Origin of the sequence: Ensifer sp. Root127 (assembly GCF_001425225.1) — a bacterium.
Classification (GTDB): domain Bacteria; phylum Pseudomonadota; class Alphaproteobacteria; order Rhizobiales; family Rhizobiaceae; genus Ensifer; species Ensifer canadensis.
On the sequence record NZ_LMDX01000001.1, the window covers coordinates 93,750 to 116,525 of the forward strand.

A 22,776-nucleotide genomic window follows, 5' to 3' on the forward strand; every position below is an offset into this window, starting at 1 on the left:
GTCCTTCATCCGCAAACAGGGACCTACACAAATCAGGACACATGAGCGCAGGATGCGACGACGGACCGCCCGCCCGTCGCACCCACGATCATTCTCTTTCATCCGGACTGTGACCGTCGGCTCCGGAATCGCACCGGATCTGCTAACCTTCCGACACGACAGCGCCTGAAGTGCTCGCGGGCTTGGGCCTGCTGCATAATTCCTTAAATCCAATCCGATTTAAGGAGAAAATTATGCAGCAGCTTTCAAGTGTCACAGCGTCCGTTGCGCGTCATATTTGACGCGCGGCGCTGAGCCCTTACCGCCGGTGGGGAGTTTCACCCCGCCCTGAGAACAGGGCTGAGCCGTAGACCAAAGACCGCGCTGCTGCAAGGGCAGCCGAAACGCAAAAGGGTCCGGCGTGAACCGAACCCTTCAAGACTTGGACGGCCGGCCTCGTATCCGGCCGTCAAGCAAACCTATCAGCCGTTAACGGCATCCTTCAGGCCCTTGCCGGCCGTGAACTTCGGAACGTTGCGTGCCGGGATGTCAACTTCTGCGCCCGTGGACGGGTTGCGGCCCTTGGAGGCTTCGCGACGCGAAACGGAGAAGTTGCCGAAACCGACGAGGCGAATGTCGCCACCGTCCTTAAGTTCAGCCTGGATGGTCTCGAAAACTGCATCAACTGCGGAAGATGCGTCGGTCTTGGAAAGTCCGGCCTTCTCAGCAACGGCAGACACGAGCTCATTTTTGTTCATGTTTCCACCCCTTTCAAAATGGTTCGAAACGACTGTGTTTTTAAGCCGCGGCGGCTTGCGCATCGCCCGCGTCTTGCCATTCCCAATTGCGCCTAATCCCTTGGAATGCAAGGCTTGCAGCATGCTTTTACAACAAAAAAGACCGGCCAGAGGCCGGTCTTCCTTGTTTTTCTGCCAAATGGGCCTGACGGGAACACAATTGCACCCGCCCGGTCCTGTCAATCAGTGGGCGATGGAAGCGCCCGCTTCGTCCTGCGAATCAACCGCGGCGACGGTTGCCGGCTCATTTGCCGGGTCCCATTCGATCGGCTCCGGGACGCGGACCAGAGCGTGCTCGAGCACTTCACCCATCCGCGAAACGGGGATGATCTCCAGCACGTTCTTCACGTTGTCCGGGATCTCGGCGAGATCCTTGGCGTTTTCCTCGGGGATCAGCACCTTCTTGATGCCGCCGCGAACGGCCGCCAGCAGTTTTTCCTTCAGTCCTCCGATCGGCAGCACGCGGCCGCGAAGGGTGATCTCACCCGTCATCGCCACGTCCTTGGAGATCGGAATACCGGTCATGACAGAGACGATCGCTGTTGCCATGGCAACACCGGCCGACGGGCCATCCTTGGGCGTCGCGCCTTCCGGCAAGTGCACGTGGATGTCGCGCTTGTCGAACAGCGGCGGCTCAATGCCGAAGTCGATCGCCCGCGAGCGGACATAGGATGCCGCCGCCGAAATCGATTCCTTCATCACGTCGCGCAGGTTGCCGGTGACGGTCATGCGGCCCTTGCCGGGCATCATGACGCCTTCGATCGTCAGCAGTTCGCCGCCGACCTCGGTCCAGGCAAGACCTGTGACCACACCGACCTGATCGTCGCGTTCGGCTTCGCCGTGACGATAACGCGGTACGCCAAGGTAGTCCTGGATGTTGCCGGCAGTGACTGCCACTGCCTTGGCCTTGCCCTTGATGATCTCGGTTACCGCCTTGCGGGCGAGCTTCATCAGTTCGCGCTCGAAGTTACGAACGCCGGCTTCGCGTGTGTAGGTCTGGATGATCGCCATCAGCGCACCGTCGGTGACCGAAAACTCTTTCGGCTGCAGCGCGTGATCGCGGATCGCCTTCGGCAGCAGGTGCCGCTTGGCGATTTCCAGCTTTTCCTCTTCGGTGTAGCCGGCAATACGGATCACTTCCATGCGGTCCATCAGCGGCGCCGGAATGTTCAGCGTGTTCGCCGTGGTGATGAACATCACGTTGGACAGATCGTATTCGACTTCAAGGTAGTGATCCATGAAGGTCGAGTTCTGTTCTGGATCCAGCACCTCCAGCAGAGCCGAGGACGGGTCGCCACGGAAGTCCTGGCCCATCTTGTCGATCTCGTCGAACAGGAAGAGCGGGTTGGACTTCTTCGCCTTCTTCATCGACTGGACGACCTTGCCGGGCATCGAGCCAATGTAGGTGCGGCGGTGACCGCGGATTTCGGCTTCGTCACGAACGCCACCCAGCGCCATGCGCACGTATTCGCGGCCGGTCGCCTTGGCGATCGACTTGGCAAGCGAAGTCTTGCCGACGCCCGGAGGGCCGACGAGGCACAGGATCGGGCCTTTGATCTTCGTCGAACGGGCCTGGACGGCGAGATATTCGACGATGCGCTCCTTGACCTTGTCGAGGCCGAAGTGATCGACGTTGAGCACTTCCTCGGCATGGTTCAGATCGGTCTTGATCTTGGACTTCTTGCCCCACGGCATGCCAAGCAGCCAATCCAGATAGTTGCGCACGACGGTTGCTTCCGCCGACATCGGGCTCATCTGGCGCAGCTTCTTCAGCTCGGCGTCGGCCTTTTCGCGCGCTTCCTTGGAAAGCTTGGTCTTGGCGATGCGCTCTTCGATTTCGGCCATCTCGTCGCGGCCGTCTTCACCGTCGCCGAGTTCCTTCTGGATCGCCTTCATCTGTTCGTTGAGGTAGTACTCGCGTTGGGTCTTCTCCATCTGGCGCTTGACGCGCGAACGGATACGCTTTTCCACCTGCAGGACGGAGATCTCACCTTCCATGAAGCCGAGCGCCTTTTCCAGGCGCATCTTCACGCTGGTGGTTTCCAGCATTTCCTGCTTTTCGACGATCTTGATCGATAGATGCGATGCGACGGTGTCGGCAAGCTTCGAATAATCTTCGATCTGGCTCGCGACGCCGACGACTTCCGGAGAAATCTTCTTGTTGAGTTTCACGTAGCTTTCGAATTCGGAGACGACCGAGCGGCTGAGCGCCTCGATCTCGACCGGATCTTCTTCCGGCTCGTCGAGCGCCTGTGCGGACGCTTCGTAGAATTCTTCGCGCGGCGTGTAGCTGTCGATCTTGGCGCGCGTGCGCCCTTCGACCAGCACCTTGACGGTGCCGTCGGGCAGCTTCAGGAGCTGCAGGACATTGGCAATCGTGCCCACCTGGTAGATCGCCGAGGCTTCCGGATCGTCGTCCGTCGCGTTGATCTGGGTGGCAAGCATGATCTGCTTGTCGGTCCCCATGACTTCTTCAAGCGCACGGATGGACTTTTCACGGCCGACAAAGAGCGGCACGATCATGTGCGGGAAGACTACAATGTCGCGAAGCGGCAAGACCGGATAGGTCGCGCTTTCAGTCGCCGGAGACGTTTTGCTCGTCATGTCATTTCCTTTCCGTCCCGATTTCGGGCCCGTTCCCGGGAGCCACAGCGGCACTCCCGGTTGTCATATTTTCCACATGAAAGTGGAGTGCTAGAGAGTCCTTTTCAAGGCTCGCCGCAACATCCACCATCAGTGGCCGGGTCCTTCTGACTACGCTTTATTGCTGTTGCGTACCTTGCGACGGAAAACGAGGCTTCAAGGATATGCAACGGCCGAGGCCCTCTACTGAATCGTCACATCATTGCGTTGTTAAGACACTTTAGCAACAACCGAATTGTTAAATCGTCCCCCGCGCAAGCCATCTCAACAACTAAGTGCAGGGCCATGAAAAAGCCCGCACGAGGCGGGCTTTTTCAGGTCCGATCTGTGGGCCTGCGATCAGGCCGAAACGTTCGCCTTCTCTTCCGAGCGCTCGGAATAGATGTAGAGCGGCCGCGCCGCACCCTTCACCACCTCGTCGGAGATCACGACTTCGCGAACGCCTTCGAGCGTCGGCAGCTCGAACATCGTGTCGAGCAGGATCTTTTCCATGATCGAGCGCAGGCCACGGGCGCCGGTCTTGCGCACGATGGCGCGACGGGCGATCTCGCGCAGCGCGTCCTCGTGGAAGGTCAGTTCGACGTCCTCCATCTCGAACAGCCGCTGGTACTGCTTGATCAGAGCGTTCTTCGGCTCGGACAGGATCTGGATCAGCGCGTCCTCATCGAGGTCTTCGAGCGTTGCCAGAACCGGCAGACGGCCGATGAATTCCGGGATCAGGCCGAACTTAACCAGATCTTCCGGCTCGAGTTCGCGCAGAACTTCGCCGACGCGGCGATCTTCCGGCGAGCGAACCGTCGCGCCGAAACCGATCGACGTCTTCTCGCCACGGGCGGAGATGATCTTATCGAGGCCGGCGAAGGCGCCGCCGCAGATGAACAGGATATTGGTGGTATCCACCTGCAGGAATTCCTGCTGAGGATGCTTGCGGCCACCCTGAGGCGGCACCGAAGCAACAGTGCCTTCCATGATCTTCAAGAGCGCCTGCTGCACGCCCTCACCGGAAACGTCACGGGTGATCGACGGGTTGTCGGATTTGCGCGAGATCTTGTCGACTTCGTCAATGTAGACGATGCCGCGCTGGGCGCGCTCGACATTGTAGTCGGCAGCCTGCAGCAGCTTCAGGATGATGTTTTCGACGTCTTCACCGACATAGCCGGCTTCCGTCAGCGTCGTCGCATCGGCCATCGTGAAGGGCACGTCGATGATGCGTGCAAGCGTCTGTGCGAGATAGGTCTTGCCGCAACCGGTCGGGCCGACGAGCATGATGTTCGACTTCGCCAGCTCCACATCGCTGCCCTTGGCCGCATGGGCCAGACGCTTGTAGTGGTTGTGCACGGCGACCGAAAGAATGCGCTTCGCCTGCTGCTGGCCGATGACGTACTCGTCGAGGACCTTGATGATTTCCTGGGGGGTCGGAACGCCATCGCGGGACTTGACCATCGAGGTCTTGTTCTCTTCGCGAATGATGTCCATGCAGAGCTCGACGCATTCATCGCAGATGAAGACCGTCGGTCCGGCAATCAGTTTGCGGACTTCGTGCTGGCTCTTGCCGCAAAACGAACAATAAAGCGTATTCTTCGAGTCACCGCCGTTGCTACCGCTGACCTTGCTCATTTCCATTTCCTTCCAGCACGCCGGACATCTTCGGAAAAGATATCACGGACCACTCAATTCGCCCCGCGCAAAGACCTGCGCCGCATTAAGAGGGCTTCCGGGAGTACTCACCGTATCAGGGCATTTTGCCCAAGATTCGGCCGCAACGACTCTCCCACCTAACTCTGAACCCTATGTCTTCACAGCTCAATAGAACATTAAGGGGTCATCTTAGCGGCTTTACCCCCTCGATAAAGCCCTTTCACCATTACAATTGTGTCACAATTGCATCTATCGTGACACAAAAGCGCGTTATCACGCCTGCTCTGCAGCCTCGATCGCTTCGCGCGACGTGATGACCTTGTCGATCAGACCCCAGTCGAGCGCTTCGTCGGAACTCATGAAATGGTCGCGATCGAGCGTCTGTTCAACCTCTTCGTAGGTCCGGCCGCAATGCTTGACGTAAACCTCGTTCAGGCGCCGCTTCATCTTGAGGATGTCCTTGGCGTGACGCTCGATATCAGAGGCCTGGCCCTGGAAGCCACCGGACGGCTGATGCACCATGATGCGCGAGTTCGGGGTGGCGAAACGCATGTCCTTGTGGCCGGCAGCCAGCAGGAGCGAACCCATCGAGGCGGCCTGACCGATGCACAGCGTCGAAACCGCCGGCTTGATAAACTGCATGGTGTCGTAGATCGCCATACCGGCGGTAACGACGCCACCCGGCGAATTGATGTAGAGAGCGATTTCCTTCTTCGGGTTTTCTGCCTCGAGGAAAAGAAGCTGGGCGCAGACGAGCGTTGCCATCTGATCTTCGACCGGACCGGTCAGGAAGATGATGCGCTCTTTCAGAAGGCGCGAAAAGATATCGTAGGAACGTTCGCCGCGGTTGGTCTGCTCCACAACCATCGGCACCAGCGCCATGGCGGTATCAACTGGATTTCTCATATCGAACCTTCATCAATCGGGCCCGCAATGCCTTTGCGAACCGGGAATCACAGGATTAGCCTTCTGCCCCTACATAGAGTGTCAACACCCTTCACTTCAAGTCGCCAACCTCCGATAACCTTAATCGGCGGCGCCCTTCCAGCCTAAGAACAGCGGTCCTCCACACGTGATTGCTGATAGAACATTTTTTCGCCGCCGCCTTTGCCAACGCCCTGGCTTTTGCGCTTTCCGCACAGCATTCGCCACCGCTGGGTAAACGGACGGTAAACGGCGCGCGCGCCACGGCGGACCTCAAAGCTGCGATTCGATCGGCAGGATACGGATGATCCCGGCGATAACGCGCCTCAGCAGGCTGGCGTCGGGCTCGCGCCGCAGCCGCCGCTCGGTCCCGTTGGTTCGGTCACGCCAGACGAGCCGCGCACCTTCAAGGCTTAGCCGATAACTGACGGACGGGGCCGTCTCGTCCTCAAACATCGTGGCGAGTTCGCCGGCAAGTGCTGCATCCACAAACACAACGCCCATTTCGGTGTTCAGCGATGCCGACCGCGGGTCGAAATTCATCGAACCGACGAAGCCGTTCAGACCATCGACCACAAAGGCCTTGCTGTGCAGGCTCGCATTGCGCCGGCCAAACAGCGACATACGATGACTCTCGACCGTATCGCCCTGCTCTTTCAGTTCGAAAAGCTCGACACCGGCGCGAACGAGGTTTCGACGGTACTTCACATAGCCACCATGAACGGCCGCGACGTCGGTCGCAGCCAGTGAATTTGTCAGCACCGCGACGCGGATGCCCTTTTTCACAAGCGCCGTCAGTTCGCGCGTCCCGGCCGTGCCGGGAATGAAATAGGGCGAAATGATGCGCAGATCGTTCTTTGCCGCCTGGATCAGCGGGAAGAGTTCGCGCAGCAGCCAGTTCTGCCGCTTTTGCATCAGCGCCTTCTCGGGCGGGTCGGCCTCAAGGCGAACGTTGTCGATCCAGTACAGCCTTCTCGAGCCGCTATAGAACGTCTCTTCGGCCATCGCGTCAGTCACGCGCTCCAGATAGAAACGGGCGGCAGGCGTGCGCGCATGGGCATCGAGCGCCTCCCTCAGCGCCGGCAGATATTGCTTGCGGGGGGTGCGCAGTTTGGCGATCGGCAGCACGGACGTGCTGTTCCAATAGCGATCGAACATTGCCGTTGCCTGATCGACCACCGGCCCGATCATCCAGAGATCGAGGTCACGAAAGTTTGAAAGCTCGGCCGCGTCGAAATAGGCATCGCCGATATTGCGCCCGCCGGCGATGGCCAGGCGCGCATCGGAAACCCACAGCTTGTTGTGCATGCGGCGTGTGGCGCTGAAAGCGCGGATGGCCATCTCGAAACCCCGGCGGATACGATCGGTGCGGGCACGGCTTGGATTGAAGAGCCGGACCTCAATGTTCTCGTGGGCATCAAGCGCGATGCACATCCGGTCGTGGATGCCGGCGTTGATATCATCGAGCAGCAGGCGGACGTGGACGCCGCGGTCGGCAGCCGTCAGGATTTCACGCGTGAGCAAGAGACCGGTCAAGTCATCCTTCCAGTAGTAGTATTGCAGGTCGAGGCCGCGGCCGGCCCTGCGAGCCGCATGCGCCCTGACGACGAAAGCTTCGATGTTGTCAGAGACCAGCGATATGCCGTTCTTTCCGGAACGGGTGCGAAGCAGCGGGCCTATGGCCCGATCGAGTTCGGTATCGGCGTCAGCGACAGGGAGTGCAGCAGACGGGTCTCCATGGGGACGCCGACCGAAGCGGCCATAGACATAGAAAATCGCCGCACCGAACGCGCCGCCGATGGCGACAACGGCAACAATGACAAAGGACAACATCACCTGCCCGCCAGAAAGTGTCTCAGGCCGATCCGGCCCGGCTCACTTCAATCCGTTCGTTGTTATGGTCTTCCCGCTTGCCGACCTTCAGATCGATCGATGCCTTGACCGGCAAATGATCGGAAGCGATGCGGGCCAGAGGAGAATCGTGCACTGCGACCGATGTCACCAGGCTGTGCGGGTTGCCGAGAACGCGATCGAGCGGCAACAGCGGAAAGCGAGAGGGAAAGCTCGCGACGGTCGCATGCGAGGGGTCGAAGACGGGGCTAAGGAAGGACAGCGACGACCGTTTGCCCATGCGCCACTCGTTGAGGTCGCCGATCAAAAGCGTGGGTCGCCCGCCCGCATCGGAGGCCGCCTCGATGATCGCCTCGGCCTGTTGCGCGCGGGAATGACGAAGCAATCCGAGATGGGCGGCGATCACGCGCAGCGGCCCCATCCTGAGGTCAAGATCGACAACGAGCGCTCCGCGCGGCTCGACACCCGGAAGTTTCAGTTGCTGTACGTCGGAAACCGCACCTTCACGCAGAAGCAGCACATTGCCGTGCCAGCCATGCCCCTTGGTGGAGAAGCCCGAGATCGGAACGGATACGAGATGCGCTTCGCGCCGCAGATGTTCCAGATCGAGGAGCCCTGCCCGCTCACCGAACCGCTGGTCGGCTTCCTGAAGGGCGACGATATCGGCGCCGAGTTCGCCGATCACTTGGGCCGTGCGGCCCGGATCAAAGCGGCCATCGGTGCCGACACATTTGTGGATGTTGTAGGAAGCGATGACGATATCACCGCGGTTGACCGCCGCCTCACGGCTGACGACGGTGGGTCGCCGCTTGCGGATTGCCGCTACGATGCCCGCCGATAGACTGGTCTGGTTTTTTGCCATGCCGCTCCCTGCTTGCTGCCGCATCATGCGCAAATAGGTCGCCGGACGCCACTGAAAAAGGCTCCAGACCAAAACTTGTTCCGTTCGAAATGGCGGCAGTGGCGCTTTTTCGAACTGCTCCACAGTCATCGGCGCCGCTCAGACCTCAAGGCACAGGTAGACTGTTTCCCGCATTTTTGAGGGCTGGAGAATGACGGCCGGCCGCCGGGCCACCCGCCGTTGCGCAAACGCGACCTTCAATCCGCCGGACCGGCAAAGAGGATCAGATTGCCGTCGGGATCAAGGACGATGAAGTTCCGCGCACCCCAAGGCTCGGTCCGCAATGTTTGGTGAAAACGCACGCCGGCGGCCTGATAGTCGAGGAACAGGCGCTTGAGCTCATCCGATGTGGCGACGGTCAAGGAGGCGGAAAGCAGATGCTCCCGCTCTCTGATGTCGCCGACGAAGACAGGCTCGCAGACCAGGCGCAATGCGAGCAGCGCATTGTCGCGTTTCACCTGGCCATAGAAGGGTGGATCGCCGTAGACGAAGTCGACGGCAAAACCGAGTTTGTCGGTGACGAAGTCGCAAGACGCCTTGATATCGGCGACGAACAATTGTGCCGAAGTCGATTGCAGAACAGGGCGCGGTGCTGCTTGTTTTGCTTGCATGCGACCAGTTCCTGGGCGTCGGCGAGCTTGAAGTCTGCCTTCAATATTTCCCGATCATCCAGGTCGGGCCTGCTTCTTGAGGTTTTCGAGGTTCGGCATGGGCGCAACTAAGGTCTATCTACCGTAGGTGGGCGTTGCCCTTTCGACCTTGCACCGATGCGCCCTACGCAGCGTCAGAACATTGACTCGCGGTGAGCTATCTTGTCAACGCGCTGATACCGCAAGCCGATGACCCGTTGCGACAACCACTCAGTCGCGCTGTCGATCGGTCAGGGCTCTGCAACTTGTACTCTTGCGGGGCGAACCCGGTCGCCCTTAGAAATAGCTGTCGCACCCGCCTTGCAAAGAGCCAGATCATGCCGCCCAAGCCCGCCATCATCATCGACAGCGCCAAGCGAAGCGTTTCGATCGACGTGCACGACCCGGATTTCTACCGTGCGCCACTGTCGGCTTACGCGGAAATTCACGCCCATTGCCCGGCATTTTACTGGAGCGAGCGCGAACAATGGTATTTCGCGGGCTACGACCAGGTGAACGCGTTGCTACGCGACCGGCGTTTTGGCCGGCAGATCCTACACGTGGCGACACGCGAAGAACTCGGCATGCCGGCACCGAAGCCGCATCTGAAGGATTTCGACGCACTTGAGGAGCATTCGCTACTGGAGCTCGAACCGCCGACCCACACCAGGCTTCGCACCCTCGTCAACCGCGCCTTCGTCTCCCGGCAGATCGAACAGTTGCGGCCGGACATCGAACGGCTTTCGCATACGATCATCGACGGTTTCGAGCAGGACGGCGAAGTCGAGCTACTGAAGACCTATGCCGAAACGATCCCGGTCACGATCATCGCCAGGATGCTCGGCATTCCCGTCGACGCCGCGCCAAACCTGCTCGATTGGTCGCATCGCATGGTGAGAATGTACGTCTTCAATCGGAGCCACGAGACCGAGTTCGACGCCAACCAGGCCTCCGCCGACTTCGCCGACTACCTCAAGACCATCATCGCCGAGAAGCGCCGCAAGCCGGCCGACGATCTGCTGACACATATGATCACGTCGGAGAAAGATGGAGAGCGATTGTCCGAGGCAGAGCTGGTTTCGACGGCCGCCCTGCTTCTCAACGCCGGCCACGAGGCGACCGTCCATCAGATCGGCAACGCGGTCAGAACGATCCTGCAGTCGGACCACGCGCCGGGAGATCTGTTCGCAACGGAGGCGACGACCGATCTTGCGATCGAGGAGTGCCTCCGATTTGCCGCACCGCTGCATATCTTTCAACGCTATGCGCTGTCGGATATCGAACTCGACGAAGGGATTGCGCTTCGCAAGGGCGACAAGATCGGCCTGCTTCTTGGTGCCGCCAATGTCGATCCGCGGAAGTTCAGCGACCCTGACCGCTTCAAGCCTGCGCGCGACGAGGGCGTCAACGTCTCGTTCGGTGCGGGCCTGCACTTCTGCATCGGAGCGCCGCTCGCCCGGCTCGAACTCAAGCTGTCGCTGCCGATCCTGTTCCAGCGCTTGCCCGGGATGCGGCTGAAACACCCGCCGGAAGTGAAGGACAGTTTCCATTTCCATGGCCTGGAGCGGCTCGATCTCGTTTGGTGAAGGGACACCCCTGCCCGGTCTGCGCAAAGCAAACGGCTTCGACGCAACCGCCGAAGCCGTTTGATCCCAATTGCAGAGGCGAATGCGTTGGGGTTTAGACGGCGGCGGCCGTCTGTTCGACACCGTAGCGCGCCGCCGGCCTGTCATGCGAAAGATTGGGCGACAGCACCATGCGCGCCTTTGTGAAGGCGTGCCAGTCGGCAGCGTCGGGCAACGATGGAATGGTGACCAGTTCTCCCTGGTCGAAACCGGCAAGTGCCGCGTCGACGAGATCGGTGACGTCCATCACCATCGAAGGGTCGAGCCGGTCGATCGAGCCGCCGGCCCGGTCAAAGATCTCGGTGCGGGTCAGCCCGGGCAGCACCGCCTGAACCCTGACGCCCTTGTCTGCCGCTTCCACGTTGATCGATTGCGTCAGGTTAAGCACAAACGCCTTGGAGGCATTGTATGTGCCGTTGAACCGCTCGGGCACCAGCGCGACGACGGAGGCGATGTTGATGATCGCTCCCTTGCCGCGCATCGCGAATGTCTGGGCGGCGGCAATCGCCAACCGGTTCACGGCGACGACGTTCAGCTCGATCATGGCTTCGAGATAGTCCAGGTCATCAGTGAGCAGCGGTCCCTTCGGACCGATCCCCGCGTTGTTGACAAGGAGTTCGATTGCCTCGTCTTCGCGCAGGCGCTTCTCGACCAGCCTTACGTCATCCCGTAGCGTCAAGTCCGCCTTGAGCACGTCGACCGTCACACCGTATTGCGCCGACAGCTTGGCGGCAAGATCGGAGAGACGCTTTTTATCGCGTGCCACCAGAACCAGATCATGGCCGCGTTGCGCCAAGCGGTCCGCATAGGTCGCGCCGATGCCCGACGACGCGCCCGTCACCAGCGCCTTACCCCTTTTCTCCACTGCACGCATTGTCGGTTTCCTTGTTCGGATTTCAATCTAGTGGTATATGCCACTAAATATACAGCAAACTGGACGCTGCGCAAGAGTGGCGCTACCAAAGTCGAAAATGGGCGCCGCAGCTCCCGACGGAGGAAACGATGGACGACACGCCGAAGGGAATCTGGGACTTCTGCACCAACAGTGCGCTGAAGCGCGCCTCGCGACAGTTAGGACAGCTCTATGAGGATGTGCTCGCACCAAGCGGATTGCGCGGCACGCAGTATTCGCTGCTGAGCCAGATCGCCCATAGCAAGAATGCGTCGCTGCGCACGCTCGCGGATCTGTTGGTGATGGACCTGTCGGCGCTTGGTCACACGCTGAAGCCACTCATCCGCGACGGCTATGTCGAGCTTGTGCCCGACGCGTCGGACCGGCGAGTGAAGCGCGTTCAGCTGACGCCCTTCGGCGCCAAGAAGCAGCGGGAGACGACGGATCTCTGGCGCAAGGCGCAGGCGCGCTTCGACAATGCTCTCGGTAAACAGGAGGCCGAAGCCTTGCGGCGGGCGCTGAACGGAATCTCGGAAGCCTCGTTTGCCGAAGCGTTCACCCGGGCATCGGACGGTACCGAGCCGGGCGCAAAGGGATAACGGGTCGATCAGAGGCGGATGACGTAATCCTTGCGGGTCGTCTCGATGACCTCCCACGTTCCCTTGAAACCGGGCTGGAGGATCATGCTGTCGCCGGCGCGCAGGTGCACCACTGCGCCGCCGTCGTCGGTGACGACCGAGTAGCCCGACAGGATATGGAAGTACTCCCATTCGTCATAGGCGATGCGCCACTTTCCGGGCGTGGATTCCCAGACGCCGGCATAAATCCCGCCATCGGCCTCCTCGACGTTCCAGGTGCGGAACCGAGGCGTGCCGGAAATCAGCCGATCGGCCGCAGGCCCGCCGACTTCGGGCTCGATCGCCGCCAAGTCGAATTTCTGCATCTTCACCATCACGCACCAACTCCATAAGGGGACGGAAGGTCCGTCCCCTCTTTTTCATATCAATATCAGATCTTTGCGAGCGACTGCTCGAGATCGGCGATGATGTCGGAAACGTCTTCGATACCGACAGACAGGCGCACGACATCGGGACCTGCCCCCGCCGCAACCAGCTGCTCCGGGGTCAGCTGACGATGGGTGGTCGAGGCCGGGTGAATGACGAGCGAACGGGTATCACCGATATTGGCAAGGTGAGAGAACATCTCGAGCCCCTCGACGAAGCGCTTTCCTGCCTCGTAGCCGTCCTTGAGACCGAAGGTGAAGACGGCGCCGGCACCCTTCGGTGCATAGCGCTTTTGCAGCGCATTGTTCGGATCGTCCTCAAGCCCGGCATAGTTGACCCAGGACACCTTGTCGTGGCCCTTCAGCCACTTGGCAACGGCGAGCGCATTGTCGCAATGGCGCTGCATGCGCAGCGGCAGCGTCTCGACGCCAGTCAGGATCATGAAGGCGTTGAACGGCGAAATCGCCGGCCCGAAGTCGCGAAGCCCGAGAACGCGAGCAGCAATCGCAAAGGCGAAATTGCCAAAGGCCTGATGCAGCACGACGCCTGCATATTCCGGGCGCGGCTCCGACAGCATTGGGTACTTGCCGGACTTCGACCAGTCGAAGGTGCCGCCATCGACGATGACGCCGCCCATCGAATTACCATGACCGCCGATGAACTTGGTGAGCGAATGCACGACGATATCCGCACCGTGCTCCAGCGGACGCAGCAGGTAGGGTGTCGCCATCGTGTTGTCGACGATCAGCGGCAGGCCATGCTTGTGTGCGACCTCGGCAATCGCGGCGATATCGACGAAGGTACCACCCGGATTGGCGAGACTTTCGATGAAGATCGCCTTGGTGCGCGCATCGATCTTCGCCTCAAAGCTCGAAGGATCGCCCGGATCCGCCCAACGAACCTGCCAATCGAAGGACTTGAAGGCATGGCCGAACTGATTGACCGAGCCACCGTAAAGACGGTTGGCGGCGACGAAATTGTCACCCGGGCTCATGATCGTGTGGAATACGAGAAGCTGGGCCGCATGCCCGGAAGCAACCGCCAGCGCCGCAGTGCCGCCTTCCAATGCGGCGAGGCGCTCTTCCAGCACCGCCTGCGTCGGGTTCATGATGCGGGTGTAGATATTGCCGAACTGCTGGAGGCCGAAGAGTGCTGCCGCATGGTCGGTGTCGTTGAAGACGAAGCTGGTCGTCTGGTAGATCGGCGTCGCCCGGGCGCCCGTCGTCGGATCTGGTTGCGCTCCGGCGTGGATTGCGAGCGTGCTGAAACCAGGATTGTCTTTCGTCATTCGTCCCTCCCATGACCGCGCCGCACCTCCCATGGAGGCGCCAAACGCACCCTATCCCTTTGATTCCAGGCATCGTGCGCGTCGAAGAACAGCTTCGATTTCGGCTTCATGCGCTGGAGCGGCGGCACTATCCCAGAGCCGCCACGCGTGGTCAAAGAAAGATTTTTTCAAAACTGACGGTTGCACGAAACATCGCTGTGGCCGATGCCGTGTCAGCCGATCAGACGCGGATACTCCATCGCCGGACAGCGATCCATGACGACCTTGATACCGGCGGCCTCCGCCTTGGCAGCAGCGGCGTCGTGCCTCACCGACAGTTGGCCCCAGATCGCCTTCGGCAAGGTCTCGAGCGCCAGGATCTCGTCGACGAGCGCCGGCAGTGCATGGGCCGCGCGAAAGACGTCGACCATGTCGATCGGCTCCTTGACGTCGGTGAGCCTGCCGACGACGGGCTGATCGAGGATCGTCTTGCCGACATGACCCGGATTGATGGGGATGACGCGATAGCCCTTGCGCAACAGGAAGGCCATGACCCGATGGCTCGGCCGCTCGGCGTTCGGCGATGCACCGACGAGGGCGATCGTCTTTGTCGAACGCAGGATGTCGGCGAGGTAATAATCCGGGTAGGCGTCGTGGTTCATGTTCTGATCCGAACTCATCTGTTATACGCGTGTATAGTTCGCACGGTGGCGGCGGGTGTCAATCGAGCGCCCGATGGCGGCGGCGGAACGGCTGTAGCGCCGCACAGGCATCCTCCCGCCAATTTCCGGTTGCTTTTCCCGTACAGTGGCGCGACAACGCTGGCAACGGCCTGCCCCATTCTCCACTGAGGTTTCACCTTGCCCCTTGATGTCATTGCGCTCGTCCTCTTCGGGGCGCTGTTGCACGCGACCTGGAATGCGCTGGTCAAGGCGGGCTCGGAGAAATCGCTCGATGCGGCAATGATCGCACTCGGCGCGGCAGTCGTGGCCATTCCTTTCCTGCCGTTCCTGCCATTGCCGCAGCCGGAAGCCTGGCCGTTCATCCTGGTTTCGGCGCTTTTCCAGTTTGCCTATTTCCAGCTGGTCGCTGCCTCCTACCGTGCCGGCGATATCGGGCTAGTCTATCCCCTGATGCGCGGCGTCGCGCCACTGATCGTCGCCTCCACCAGCAGCGTCATCATCGGCGAGCAGCTGACAACCGGCGCCATGGCGGGTGTGTTGACCATCAGCGTCGGCGTGCTGACGCTCGCCTTCGAATCGCGAAAAGGCGGCAAACACGCGATCATCCTGGCGCTACTCAATGCCTGCGTGATTGCATGCTATACCTTTGTCGACGGCATCGGCGCGCGGGTGTCGGGCAACGCGATCTCCTACACTTTGTGGATGGCGCTGCTTCCGCCGGTGTTGCTGTTTACCTGGGCCTTTGCCCGGCGGGGCATCAAGCCGGTCGCCCGCCACGTCTACAAGAACTGGTGGCGCGGCCTCATCGGCGGCGCCGGCTCCATTGGCGCCTACGGCCTGGCACTGTGGGCGATGACGAAGGCGCCGGTCGCGACCGTCGCAGCGCTGCGCGAGACCGCGATCCTGTTCGCTGTCGTTATCTCCGTGGTGTTTCTGAAGGAGCGCGTCAGCATCTGGCGCATCGCCGCCGCCTGCGTAATCGCGCTTGGCGCCCTGCTCCTGAAACTGGCCTGACCGCTATTCCCAATCCCAATTATTCCCTATCCCACTCCGGCATCCGCTTGCCGAGGAAGGCGCCGATGCCGTTCTCGGCGTCGCCTGCCAGCATATTTTCGACCATGACGCCGACCGCATAATCGTAAGCCTCGGGAAGGCTCATTTCCGCCTGGCGATAGAACGCTTCCTTGCCGATCTTCAGCGCCTGCGGCGATTTCGAAGCAATGACGGCTGCATATTTGTCGACGACCTGGCGAAGATATTGCTGGGGCACGATGCGATTGACCAGGCCGAAATCCTTGGCGGTCGATGCATCGATGGTCTCGCCTGTCAGAAGCATTTCCATCGCCTGCTTGCGATGTGCTGCCCGCGACAGCGCCACCATCGGCGTCGAGCAGAACAGGCCGATATTGACGCCCGGCGTGCAGAAGGTGGAGCTGTCGGTGCAGATCGCCAGATCACAGCTGGCAACAAGCTGGCAACCGGCTGCCGTCGCCAGGCCGTCGAACTCGGCGATGACCGCCTGGGGCAGCCGCGTGATCTTGATCATCAAATCTGCAGCAAGGCGGATCGTCGTTTCGAAGAAGGCCCTGCCCCCGTCGGCATCGGCCCGATGTGCCGTCATTTCCTTGAGGTCGTGGCCCGCGGAGAACAGCTTGCCGGATGCCGCCAGCACGACAACTCTGATGTCCTTGGAATGGGCAACGGCATCGAGCGCCGTATGCAACGCCTCCATCAGCTCGATCGAAAGCACATTGGCTGGCGGGTTGTTGAGCGTCAGCCGAAGCACCGGTCCCGAAAGCTCGCGCACCAGCAATGCACTCGGCTCTTCCTTCCGAAATGAAACAACGTCCGCCATGCTTTTCTCCTGCTGTCCTGTCTATCCCCGTAAATGGGCATCCGTGGTACGCCGCCTCCTGCAACCTTTCAAGTCAGTGGTAGCTGTCGCGACTTAGACCTTTTTCCGCCTTGCGCAAAAACGCATGTCGGCTTCACTAAGTGTCGATGTTAGCGCAAAGGAATACCTGCCGATGAAGATCCAGCCCATCATGACGGTCGAGGAGCTGAACCGGTTTCTCGACACGGACTTTCCTCAGGTCCACACGGACGGCAAAGTGTTCCATGTCACCGAGGCCGGCCCCGGATTTGCGACGATGCGACTCGATCCGAACGAGCGTCATATCCGGCCGGGCGGCACCGTATCGGGCCCGACACTTTTCGCGCTTGCGGACGTTTCGGCTTATATCGCGCTGATCGCCCATATCGGACCTGTGGCGCTTGCCGTCACCACCAATCTCAACATCAATTTCCTGCGCAAGCCGGAGCCGCGGCCGCTCGAATGCACCTGCCGCATCCTCAAGCTCGGTAAGCGATTGGCCGTTCTTGACGCCGCTATCGCAATGGTCAGCAGCGACGATCTCGTGGCGCATGCGACAGCGACCTATTCGATTCCGCCTCAGTAAATTGAGGTATCAATGTACCACATTGCTAAGTCGTTGTTTTCGCAATACTTTATTTCGACCTTGCAAAATTCTCGTTGTTGACGCCGGTTTAGGGCTTGGGTATAAGCACCCTCAGATCGCGGTCCCTCTCGGGCCGCTTTCTTCTTTTGGCTGAGTTTCAGTCAAAACCAAGCAACAAGAAACGCCCAGCGGTTCGCCGTTCGGGTCCAGAGAAAGAGTTTTGTTATGGCAACCTTCGTTCAGAAGCCTGCAGAGGTGGAGAAGAAGTGGATCATCATCGATGCCGAAGGCCTCGTTGTCGGTCGCCTCGCTTCCATCATCGCGAACCGCCTGCGCGGCAAGCACAAAGCCACCTTCACGCCGCATGTTGACGATGGCGACAACGTCATCGTGATCAACGCCGAGAAGGCCGTGCTTACGGGCAAGAAGTACACCGACAAGAAGTACTACTGGCACACCGGCTACCCCGGCGGCATCAAGGAGCGCACCGCGCGCCAGATCATCGAAGGCCGCTTCCCGGAGCGCGTCATCGAGAAGGCCGTCGAGCGCATGGTTCCCCGCGGCCCGCTCGGCCGTCGCCAGATGAAGAACCTGCGCGTTTACGCAGGCACGAACCATCCGCATGAAGCACAGCAACCGGCCGTCCTCGACGTCGCCAAGCTGAACAGCAAGAACACAAGGAGCGCCTAATGGCCGACCTTTCCGCTCTCAAGGAAATCGCCACGACTGCGGAACCGGCAGCTCCGGTTCACGTCAAGAAGGTCGATGCACAGGGCCGCTCCTACGCGACCGGCAAGCGTAAGAACGCTGTCGCCCGCGTATGGGTCAAGCCCGGCTCGGGCAAGATCACCGTCAACGGCAAGCCGTACCTCGACTACTTCGCTCGTCCGGTTCTGCAGATGATCCTGCAGCAGCCGATCGTCGCAGCTGCCCGTGATGGCCAGTTCGACATCGACGCGACGGTCGCCGGTGGCGGTCTCTCCGGCCAGGCCGGTGCCGTTCGTCACGGCATCTCCAAGGCGCTCACCTACTTCGAACCGGGCCTGCGTCCGGTCCTGAAGAAGGGCGGCTTCCTGACCCGCGACAGCCGTGTCGTCGAACGTAAGAAGTACGGTAAGGCCAAGGCCCGCCGTTCGTTCCAGTTCTCCAAGCGTTAATCGCTGGAAGACACTGCATTTTGGAAGGCCGGGTTCGCCCGGCCTTTTTTTGTTTCAGATCGGCAGCTCGGTCGTCGACTTCAACTCGCGCAGCACGAAGCTTGAAACCACCGTGCGCACATGCGGATTGCGCATGAGATAGCGCGTCATGAAGGCGTCATAGCTGTCGACGTCGTTCGCGCGGATCTTCAGCATGTAGTCGAAGGTTCCCGACAGCGCATAGCACTCCATAATCTCCGGCCGATCGCGGACAACCGCCGAGAAAGAGGCGATGGCCTCGTCATGATGATCCTCCAGCGTCACATGGGCGATGATGCAGAGTTTCAGATCCAGTTTCGACGGATCGAGCAGCGCCACCCGCTTGCGGATCACGCCGTCGGCCTCCAGTTCCTGCAGCCGGCGCCAGGCGGAGCTTTGCGACATGCCCGCGCTTTCCGCGAGCTCCGACAGCGACTGGCCGCTGTCGGCCTGAATCAGCCTCAGCAGCTTGCGCAATGGCTGGGAAGTTTCCTTCAAATCCGACGACATTTTGAAATTTCCTCCCGCATCAGCGGCTTCCGCCGGCAACTGTGAAACAAATACTCGCTCCATTCGCGATACAATTGCAACAACCGGATGTTTTGACGAATGAGGAGACGTCATGCCCAAGGAAAGCAGCTACACCGCGAAACTGCCGGAGCCCGATGGCAGCTACCACTACACGCCCGAGGAAGATGCGATCTGGGGCGAACTTTACCAGCGACAGATGGCACTGCTCGCCGACAAGGCCTGCGACGAATATCTGGAGGGCGCGCGCAAACTTGGCCTTGGCCCTGACCGCGTGCCGCAGTTGCAGGACGTCAACCGCCGCCTGCAGGAAACCACCGGCTTCGGTGTCGAAGGCGTACCGGCACTGATCCCGCCATCGCGGTTCTACGAACTTCTGTCTGAGGGCAAGTTTCCGCTCGCAACCTTCATCCGCAGGCGCGAACACATCGACTATATCGAAGAGCCTGATATTTTCCACGAGGTCTTCGGCCATTGCCCGCTCCTGACCAACCAGAGCTACGCCAACTTCGTCCGCCGCTTCGGCGAAAAGGCCGTCGCACTTGGCAAGGGTTATTCCTGGCATATGTTCCGGATCTTCTGGTTCACTGTCGAGTTCGGACTGATCAACACGCCGCAAGGTCGGCGCTGCTTCGGTGCCGGCATCGTGTCGTCGCCGAACGAGACCCGCACGGCGATGGAGCCGTCGGCGAGTGAATTTCGCCCCTTCGACCTGATGACGGTGCTGCGCACCCCCTATCGCATCGATATCGTCCAGCCGATCTACTACGTGATCGACAGCTTCGCGCAGCTCGAGTCCATCATCGAAGAGGACATCGGCGCGCGCATTACCGAGGCCAAGGCGCTGGGTGACTTCGCGCCGACCTTCGAAGCCAAGGCGTCCTGACAGCATTACAGCGCCGCGCGTCAAATATGACGCGCGAAGGACGCTGTAACACTTTGAACCTGCTACATATTTTTATCCTTAAATCGGAATCGATTTAAGGAACTATGCAGTAGAATTCGCCGGCAGGGACTTGCCTTGCCGGCGACGATTGTCCAACGTTCCGCCATACACGGGAGACGGGATATGGCGAACAGGACGATCGATCACGCGCTAACGGCGCGCTCACTCACATCGGCGGCATCGGACCCGACGCATGCCGGCATTCTCTCCTTCATGCGGCGCAAATACTCAAAGCAGTTGAAGGACGTCGATGCCGTCGTCTGGGGCATCCCGTTCGACGCCGCAACCTCCAATCGTCCCGGCGCCCGCTTCGGGCCGCAGGCCATCCGCCGCGCCTCGGCGATCTTCGACAACGATCCGCAATACCCGTTCGAACGTGACCTCTTTGCTGAAATGGCAACCATCGATTACGGTGACTGCCTGCTCGACTACGGCAACCACTCGAAAACGCCGGCGACGATCGAGCGCGAAGCGGCAAAGATCCTGAAGAGCGGCGCCTATCTGCAGACGCTTGGCGGCGACCACTTCATCACCTATCCGATCCTGAAAGCCCATGCGGCCATCCATGGCCCCCTCGCCCTCGTCCAGTTCGACGCGCACCAGGACACTTGGCCGGATGAACGCGGTCGTATTGATCATGGCTCGTTTGTCGGCCGTGCGGCGCGGGCGGGCCTGATCGATACCGACGCATCGATCCAGATCGGCATCCGCACCCATGCGCCCGAAGACTGCGGCATCCGCATTCTCTATGGCTACGACATCGAGGAAATGAGTGTTTCAGACATTGCCGACGCCATCATTCGGCAGGTCGGGGAACGCAAAGCCTATCTGACCTTCGACATCGATTGCCTCGACCCTGCCTATGCGCCCGGCACCGGCACTCCGGTCGCCGGCGGCCCATCCAGCGCCAAGATACTCTCGGTTCTACGCAAGCTCGGAGCCCTGACTGTCGTCGGAAGCGATGTCGTCGAAGTCGCGCCTGCCTATGACCACGCGGACATCACCGCCATCGCCGGCGCGACGGTCGCCATGTACATGCTCGGCCTGCACGCCGAAAAGCTGGCGGAGCGTTCGACGCTTCGCTGATTTCCTGCTCCGTCAATCGAGATTGAGCAGACCGGCGTCCTGACGCTGACGGAGATGCTGATCGACGAGCGCTCGATCAGGACACGCGTGATAGCGCCCCTCGCAAGCATCGCGTAGTCGTGCCAACGCCTCGAACGTCGGCGATGTCGGCAAGCCCGCAGCCTCGATCAGGCTTGCGGCAAGGAAACCGACGTCCAACGGTATGGCGAAAGGCCGCATATCGATATCGCGCCCGTAGCCGTGCACAGTGTAATAGGTCTTGTAGGCAATCGATCCCAGGTCGGAAAAGACATTGTTTCCCGGGGTACCGGCGGCAAGGTAGTCCTTGGTGGCAACCGCCTGGTGATCGCCGAAATCGAGCACGATCGTGCCATTGGGGCCTGGCATCCGTTCACGCTCGCGCCGAAAATCCTGCAGGTCCTGTTTGGACAATGCAACACGCCGCAGGTATTCGTCAACCTGGGCATCCGGAGCGAAAGCCTTGTCCGGCAAGGCGTCTTGCGGCACCAGCGTCATGTCGTAAGGGCCGTGCGGGAAAAGGGTCTGCATGGCAATGAACAGTGGTCGCCGATCCTTTTCGCGGTGCTCGCGCACAATTCGTTCTACGACATCGAAATAGAAACGATCGCGCACGAAGTGCGACTCCGGTTTCATTGCGTCGAAATCGACGATTTCCTGGAATCCGATCGAGGTCAGGAACGGCCCTTCATTGACGAAGCTCGCCTGCATCGGCATCACGGCGATGGTGCGATAGCCGCAGCGTGCCATGAGGCTCGGCAGGCTCGCCTTGACCCGGCCTTCCAGGATCTGCGTCACATAGGGGCTCTGCCAGCCGAAATCTGCTCCGGAGAGCCCCGTCATCACGGAGAAATTCGTGACCCATGTGCCGCCGCCGAACGTCTCGACCTGCATCGGATGCACCCGGCCGTCCTGTGATTGGAACGACGCACTCATCCATTCAGGGACCGTTACCTGCGGGAAATAGCTGGGGCTGGTCTGGCTCTCGCTGAGAACGAGAAACAGGTCGGGCTGGCTGGCCGCCACGCCGCAGCTGATGTCATCGCTGAGCTTCCCCTCCGCTTCGACATTTTCCAGTCGACCGGCAAGGACGATCCGCCCGAGCGGAAACTCAAGATCGCCGATCGACACGAAGAAGGACGAGGCGTCATAACCGGAGATGTAATGGACGTAGTCTGGCTCGCCGTTCTTCTGCGGATAAAGAGCGACAACACCGACTGCCGCTATGACAAACAGGCAAGCGCGCACGACAAAAGAGCGAGCCGACCGGCGGTCGCTCCTGAATGCCACGACCAGGAACACGAATGCTGCGGCCAGCGCAGCCAGTCCGGCAATCAACAAATTGAAGTAGGAGCCGACCAGAAAGGAAAGCGCAGATCGATCAAGGCCGGTAAAGGCGAAATCGAAAACGTGCAGGGAAAAACCCTTGAGGCGGAACTTGACCTCCGACATCGCCGCAATGAGCAATACCGTCAATCCCGCTGCCCAGAGCGAAAAAGTCGGCCGGCGCGACAAGAGGAACAGCAGTGCGGCGATCGCCAGCGTCACGGCGACGAGGAAGGGCACGAACCGCCACCGCGTATCGAAATAGTGTAAGGCCTGGAGCAGCGTCAGGAACGCCAGCGAGATAGGCAGCGGATGCCTGAGCACGCGCCCGGCCTGCTCGATCGCGTATTTCACCCTCTGCTCCCATATGACAGTTTTATGACAGCGCCTCAGATGCAGAATTAC

21 protein-coding genes, 1 pseudogene and 1 riboswitch are annotated in these 22,776 nt (G+C 60.4%); of the genes and pseudogenes, 8 read left to right on the top strand and 14 right to left on the bottom strand.

From position 1 onward, the window contains the following. Window positions 1-86: 86 nt before the first annotated feature. A riboswitch (FMN riboswitch) is annotated at window positions 87-339 on the bottom strand. Between the two features lie 122 nt (window positions 340-461). The 7 genes and pseudogenes from hupB to ASD03_RS00470 all read right to left on the bottom strand — a co-directional run bounded on the left by hupB (window position 462) and on the right by ASD03_RS00470 (window position 9,443). Continuing rightward, the gene (hupB, locus tag ASD03_RS00440) at window positions 462-737 is read right to left on the bottom strand and encodes a DNA-binding protein HupB (RefSeq protein WP_025426572.1); all 276 of its coding nucleotides are present in this window, start codon (window positions 735-737) and stop codon (window positions 462-464) included. Window positions 738-959: 222 nt separating this feature from the next. Then, window positions 960-3,380 (bottom strand): endopeptidase La, encoded by a 2,421-nt coding sequence (lon, locus tag ASD03_RS00445; protein WP_025426571.1) that lies wholly within the window; start codon window positions 3,378-3,380, stop codon window positions 960-962. A 378-nt stretch (window positions 3,381-3,758) separates the two neighbouring features. Continuing rightward, the gene (gene clpX / locus ASD03_RS00450; RefSeq protein WP_025426570.1) at window positions 3,759-5,036 is read right to left on the bottom strand and encodes an ATP-dependent Clp protease ATP-binding subunit ClpX; all 1,278 of its coding nucleotides are present in this window, start codon (window positions 5,034-5,036) and stop codon (window positions 3,759-3,761) included. Between the two features lie 294 nt (window positions 5,037-5,330). Then, entirely contained in the window at window positions 5,331-5,963 is a 633-nt protein-coding gene (clpP, locus tag ASD03_RS00455; protein WP_025426569.1) for an ATP-dependent Clp endopeptidase proteolytic subunit ClpP, read from the bottom strand. A 291-nt stretch (window positions 5,964-6,254) separates the two neighbouring features. Beyond that, window positions 6,255-7,814: a phospholipase D family protein gene (locus ASD03_RS00460; protein WP_025426568.1), complete on the bottom strand. Its 1,560-nt coding sequence runs from the start codon at window positions 7,812-7,814 to the stop codon at window positions 6,255-6,257. 22 nt (window positions 7,815-7,836) lie between these two features. Beyond that, entirely contained in the window at window positions 7,837-8,694 is an 858-nt protein-coding gene (locus tag ASD03_RS00465) for an endonuclease/exonuclease/phosphatase family protein (protein WP_025426567.1), read from the bottom strand. Window positions 8,695-8,930: 236 nt separating this feature from the next. Next, a pseudogene (locus tag ASD03_RS00470) lies at window positions 8,931-9,443 on the bottom strand (VOC family protein). Window positions 9,444-9,700: 257 nt separating this feature from the next. On the opposite strand from ASD03_RS00470, the gene ASD03_RS00475 reads away from it, so the two are divergent. Beyond that, a complete protein-coding gene (locus ASD03_RS00475) occupies window positions 9,701-10,948 on the top strand; it encodes a cytochrome P450 (RefSeq protein WP_025426566.1) in 1,248 nt (415 codons plus the stop codon). Window positions 10,949-11,042: 94 nt separating this feature from the next. On the opposite strand, the gene ASD03_RS00480 is transcribed toward ASD03_RS00475, so the two are convergent. Continuing rightward, window positions 11,043-11,861, bottom strand: coding sequence for an SDR family oxidoreductase (locus ASD03_RS00480; protein WP_025426565.1), 819 nt, complete (start codon window positions 11,859-11,861; stop codon window positions 11,043-11,045). Window positions 11,862-11,989: 128 nt separating this feature from the next. On the opposite strand from ASD03_RS00480, the gene ASD03_RS00485 reads away from it, so the two are divergent. Beyond that, window positions 11,990-12,478 carry a MarR family winged helix-turn-helix transcriptional regulator gene (locus ASD03_RS00485; protein WP_025426564.1) on the top strand — a complete coding sequence of 163 codons (489 nt, stop codon included), beginning with the start codon at window positions 11,990-11,992 and terminating at the stop codon, window positions 12,476-12,478. 8 nt (window positions 12,479-12,486) lie between these two features. Here the strand turns inward: ASD03_RS00485 and ASD03_RS00490 are convergent, their stop codons facing one another. The 3 genes from ASD03_RS00490 to ASD03_RS00500 all read right to left on the bottom strand — a co-directional run bounded on the left by ASD03_RS00490 (window position 12,487) and on the right by ASD03_RS00500 (window position 14,812). Further along, window positions 12,487-12,831, bottom strand: coding sequence for a cupin domain-containing protein (locus ASD03_RS00490; protein WP_025426563.1), 345 nt, complete (start codon window positions 12,829-12,831; stop codon window positions 12,487-12,489). Window positions 12,832-12,887: 56 nt separating this feature from the next. Beyond that, the gene (locus ASD03_RS00495) at window positions 12,888-14,171 is read right to left on the bottom strand and encodes an O-acetylhomoserine aminocarboxypropyltransferase (RefSeq protein WP_025426562.1); all 1,284 of its coding nucleotides are present in this window, start codon (window positions 14,169-14,171) and stop codon (window positions 12,888-12,890) included. Between the two features lie 212 nt (window positions 14,172-14,383). Beyond that, window positions 14,384-14,812: a CoA-binding protein gene (locus tag ASD03_RS00500; RefSeq protein WP_025426561.1), complete on the bottom strand. Its 429-nt coding sequence runs from the start codon at window positions 14,810-14,812 to the stop codon at window positions 14,384-14,386. A gap of 198 nt (window positions 14,813-15,010) precedes the next feature. Between ASD03_RS00500 and ASD03_RS00505 the strand changes: the two genes are divergently transcribed. Beyond that, window positions 15,011-15,847 carry an EamA family transporter gene (locus tag ASD03_RS00505; protein ID WP_025426560.1) on the top strand — a complete coding sequence of 279 codons (837 nt, stop codon included), beginning with the start codon at window positions 15,011-15,013 and terminating at the stop codon, window positions 15,845-15,847. Between the two features lie 19 nt (window positions 15,848-15,866). On the opposite strand, the gene ASD03_RS00510 is transcribed toward ASD03_RS00505, so the two are convergent. Continuing rightward, the gene (locus ASD03_RS00510; RefSeq protein WP_025426559.1) at window positions 15,867-16,688 is read right to left on the bottom strand and encodes an enoyl-CoA hydratase; all 822 of its coding nucleotides are present in this window, start codon (window positions 16,686-16,688) and stop codon (window positions 15,867-15,869) included. A 172-nt stretch (window positions 16,689-16,860) separates the two neighbouring features. Between ASD03_RS00510 and ASD03_RS00515 the strand changes: the two genes are divergently transcribed. The 3 genes from ASD03_RS00515 to rpsI all read left to right on the top strand — a co-directional run bounded on the left by ASD03_RS00515 (window position 16,861) and on the right by rpsI (window position 18,449). Continuing rightward, window positions 16,861-17,292, top strand: a complete 432-nt coding sequence (locus ASD03_RS00515) for a PaaI family thioesterase (protein WP_025426558.1) — start codon at window positions 16,861-16,863, stop codon at window positions 17,290-17,292. Between the two features lie 225 nt (window positions 17,293-17,517). Further along, on the top strand, window positions 17,518-17,982 hold the full coding sequence (gene rplM / locus ASD03_RS00520; RefSeq protein ID WP_025426557.1) for a 50S ribosomal protein L13: 465 nt from the start codon (window positions 17,518-17,520) through the stop codon (window positions 17,980-17,982). After that, complete coding sequence (gene rpsI, locus ASD03_RS00525; RefSeq protein ID WP_025426556.1) at window positions 17,982-18,449, top strand: 30S ribosomal protein S9; 468 nt, start codon at window positions 17,982-17,984, stop codon at window positions 18,447-18,449. Before rplM ends, rpsI begins: the two co-directional genes overlap by 1 nt. 54 nt (window positions 18,450-18,503) lie before the next feature. Here rpsI and ASD03_RS00530 read toward each other — a convergent pair whose 3' ends face one another. Then, window positions 18,504-18,977 carry an Lrp/AsnC family transcriptional regulator gene (locus ASD03_RS00530; RefSeq protein WP_051509158.1) on the bottom strand — a complete coding sequence of 158 codons (474 nt, stop codon included), beginning with the start codon at window positions 18,975-18,977 and terminating at the stop codon, window positions 18,504-18,506. Between the two features lie 112 nt (window positions 18,978-19,089). On the opposite strand from ASD03_RS00530, the gene ASD03_RS00535 reads away from it, so the two are divergent. Together ASD03_RS00535 and speB are read left to right on the top strand one after the other, a co-directional pair. Next, the gene (locus ASD03_RS00535; protein ID WP_025426554.1) at window positions 19,090-19,881 is read left to right on the top strand and encodes a phenylalanine 4-monooxygenase; all 792 of its coding nucleotides are present in this window, start codon (window positions 19,090-19,092) and stop codon (window positions 19,879-19,881) included. Window positions 19,882-20,064: 183 nt separating this feature from the next. Next, window positions 20,065-21,027 (top strand): agmatinase, encoded by a 963-nt coding sequence (gene speB / locus ASD03_RS00540; RefSeq protein WP_025426553.1) that lies wholly within the window; start codon window positions 20,065-20,067, stop codon window positions 21,025-21,027. A 12-nt stretch (window positions 21,028-21,039) separates the two neighbouring features. Here speB and ASD03_RS00545 read toward each other — a convergent pair whose 3' ends face one another. Next, entirely contained in the window at window positions 21,040-22,725 is a 1,686-nt protein-coding gene (locus ASD03_RS00545) for a sulfatase-like hydrolase/transferase (protein WP_057212388.1), read from the bottom strand. Window positions 22,726-22,776 lie beyond the last annotated feature (51 nt).

Bases quoted from the DNA above. Each gene is read 5' to 3' on its own strand.
- hupB (WP_025426572.1), bottom strand. From the start codon at position 737: ATGAACAAAAATGAGCTCGTGTCTGCCGTTGCTGAGAAGGCCGGACTT.
- lon (WP_025426571.1), bottom strand. From the start codon at position 3,380: ATGACGAGCAAAACGTCTCCGGCGACTGAAAGCGCGACCTATCCGGTC.
- clpX (WP_025426570.1), bottom strand. From the start codon at position 5,036: ATGAGCAAGGTCAGCGGTAGCAACGGCGGTGACTCGAAGAATACGCTT.
- clpP (WP_025426569.1), bottom strand. From the start codon at position 5,963: ATGAGAAATCCAGTTGATACCGCCATGGCGCTGGTGCCGATGGTTGTG.
- ASD03_RS00460 (WP_025426568.1), bottom strand. From the start codon at position 7,814: ATGTTGTCCTTTGTCATTGTTGCCGTTGTCGCCATCGGCGGCGCGTTC.
- ASD03_RS00465 (WP_025426567.1), bottom strand. From the start codon at position 8,694: ATGGCAAAAAACCAGACCAGTCTATCGGCGGGCATCGTAGCGGCAATC.
- ASD03_RS00475 (WP_025426566.1), top strand. From the start codon at position 9,701: ATGCCGCCCAAGCCCGCCATCATCATCGACAGCGCCAAGCGAAGCGTT.
- ASD03_RS00480 (WP_025426565.1), bottom strand. From the start codon at position 11,861: ATGCGTGCAGTGGAGAAAAGGGGTAAGGCGCTGGTGACGGGCGCGTCG.
- ASD03_RS00485 (WP_025426564.1), top strand. From the start codon at position 11,990: ATGGACGACACGCCGAAGGGAATCTGGGACTTCTGCACCAACAGTGCG.
- ASD03_RS00490 (WP_025426563.1), bottom strand. From the start codon at position 12,831: ATGGTGAAGATGCAGAAATTCGACTTGGCGGCGATCGAGCCCGAAGTC.
- ASD03_RS00495 (WP_025426562.1), bottom strand. From the start codon at position 14,171: ATGACGAAAGACAATCCTGGTTTCAGCACGCTCGCAATCCACGCCGGA.
- ASD03_RS00500 (WP_025426561.1), bottom strand. From the start codon at position 14,812: ATGAACCACGACGCCTACCCGGATTATTACCTCGCCGACATCCTGCGT.
- ASD03_RS00510 (WP_025426559.1), bottom strand. From the start codon at position 16,688: ATGGCGGACGTTGTTTCATTTCGGAAGGAAGAGCCGAGTGCATTGCTG.
- ASD03_RS00515 (WP_025426558.1), top strand. From the start codon at position 16,861: ATGAAGATCCAGCCCATCATGACGGTCGAGGAGCTGAACCGGTTTCTC.
- rplM (WP_025426557.1), top strand. From the start codon at position 17,518: ATGGCAACCTTCGTTCAGAAGCCTGCAGAGGTGGAGAAGAAGTGGATC.
- rpsI (WP_025426556.1), top strand. From the start codon at position 17,982: ATGGCCGACCTTTCCGCTCTCAAGGAAATCGCCACGACTGCGGAACCG.
- ASD03_RS00530 (WP_051509158.1), bottom strand. From the start codon at position 18,977: ATGTCGTCGGATTTGAAGGAAACTTCCCAGCCATTGCGCAAGCTGCTG.
- ASD03_RS00535 (WP_025426554.1), top strand. From the start codon at position 19,090: ATGCCCAAGGAAAGCAGCTACACCGCGAAACTGCCGGAGCCCGATGGC.
- speB (WP_025426553.1), top strand. From the start codon at position 20,065: ATGGCGAACAGGACGATCGATCACGCGCTAACGGCGCGCTCACTCACA.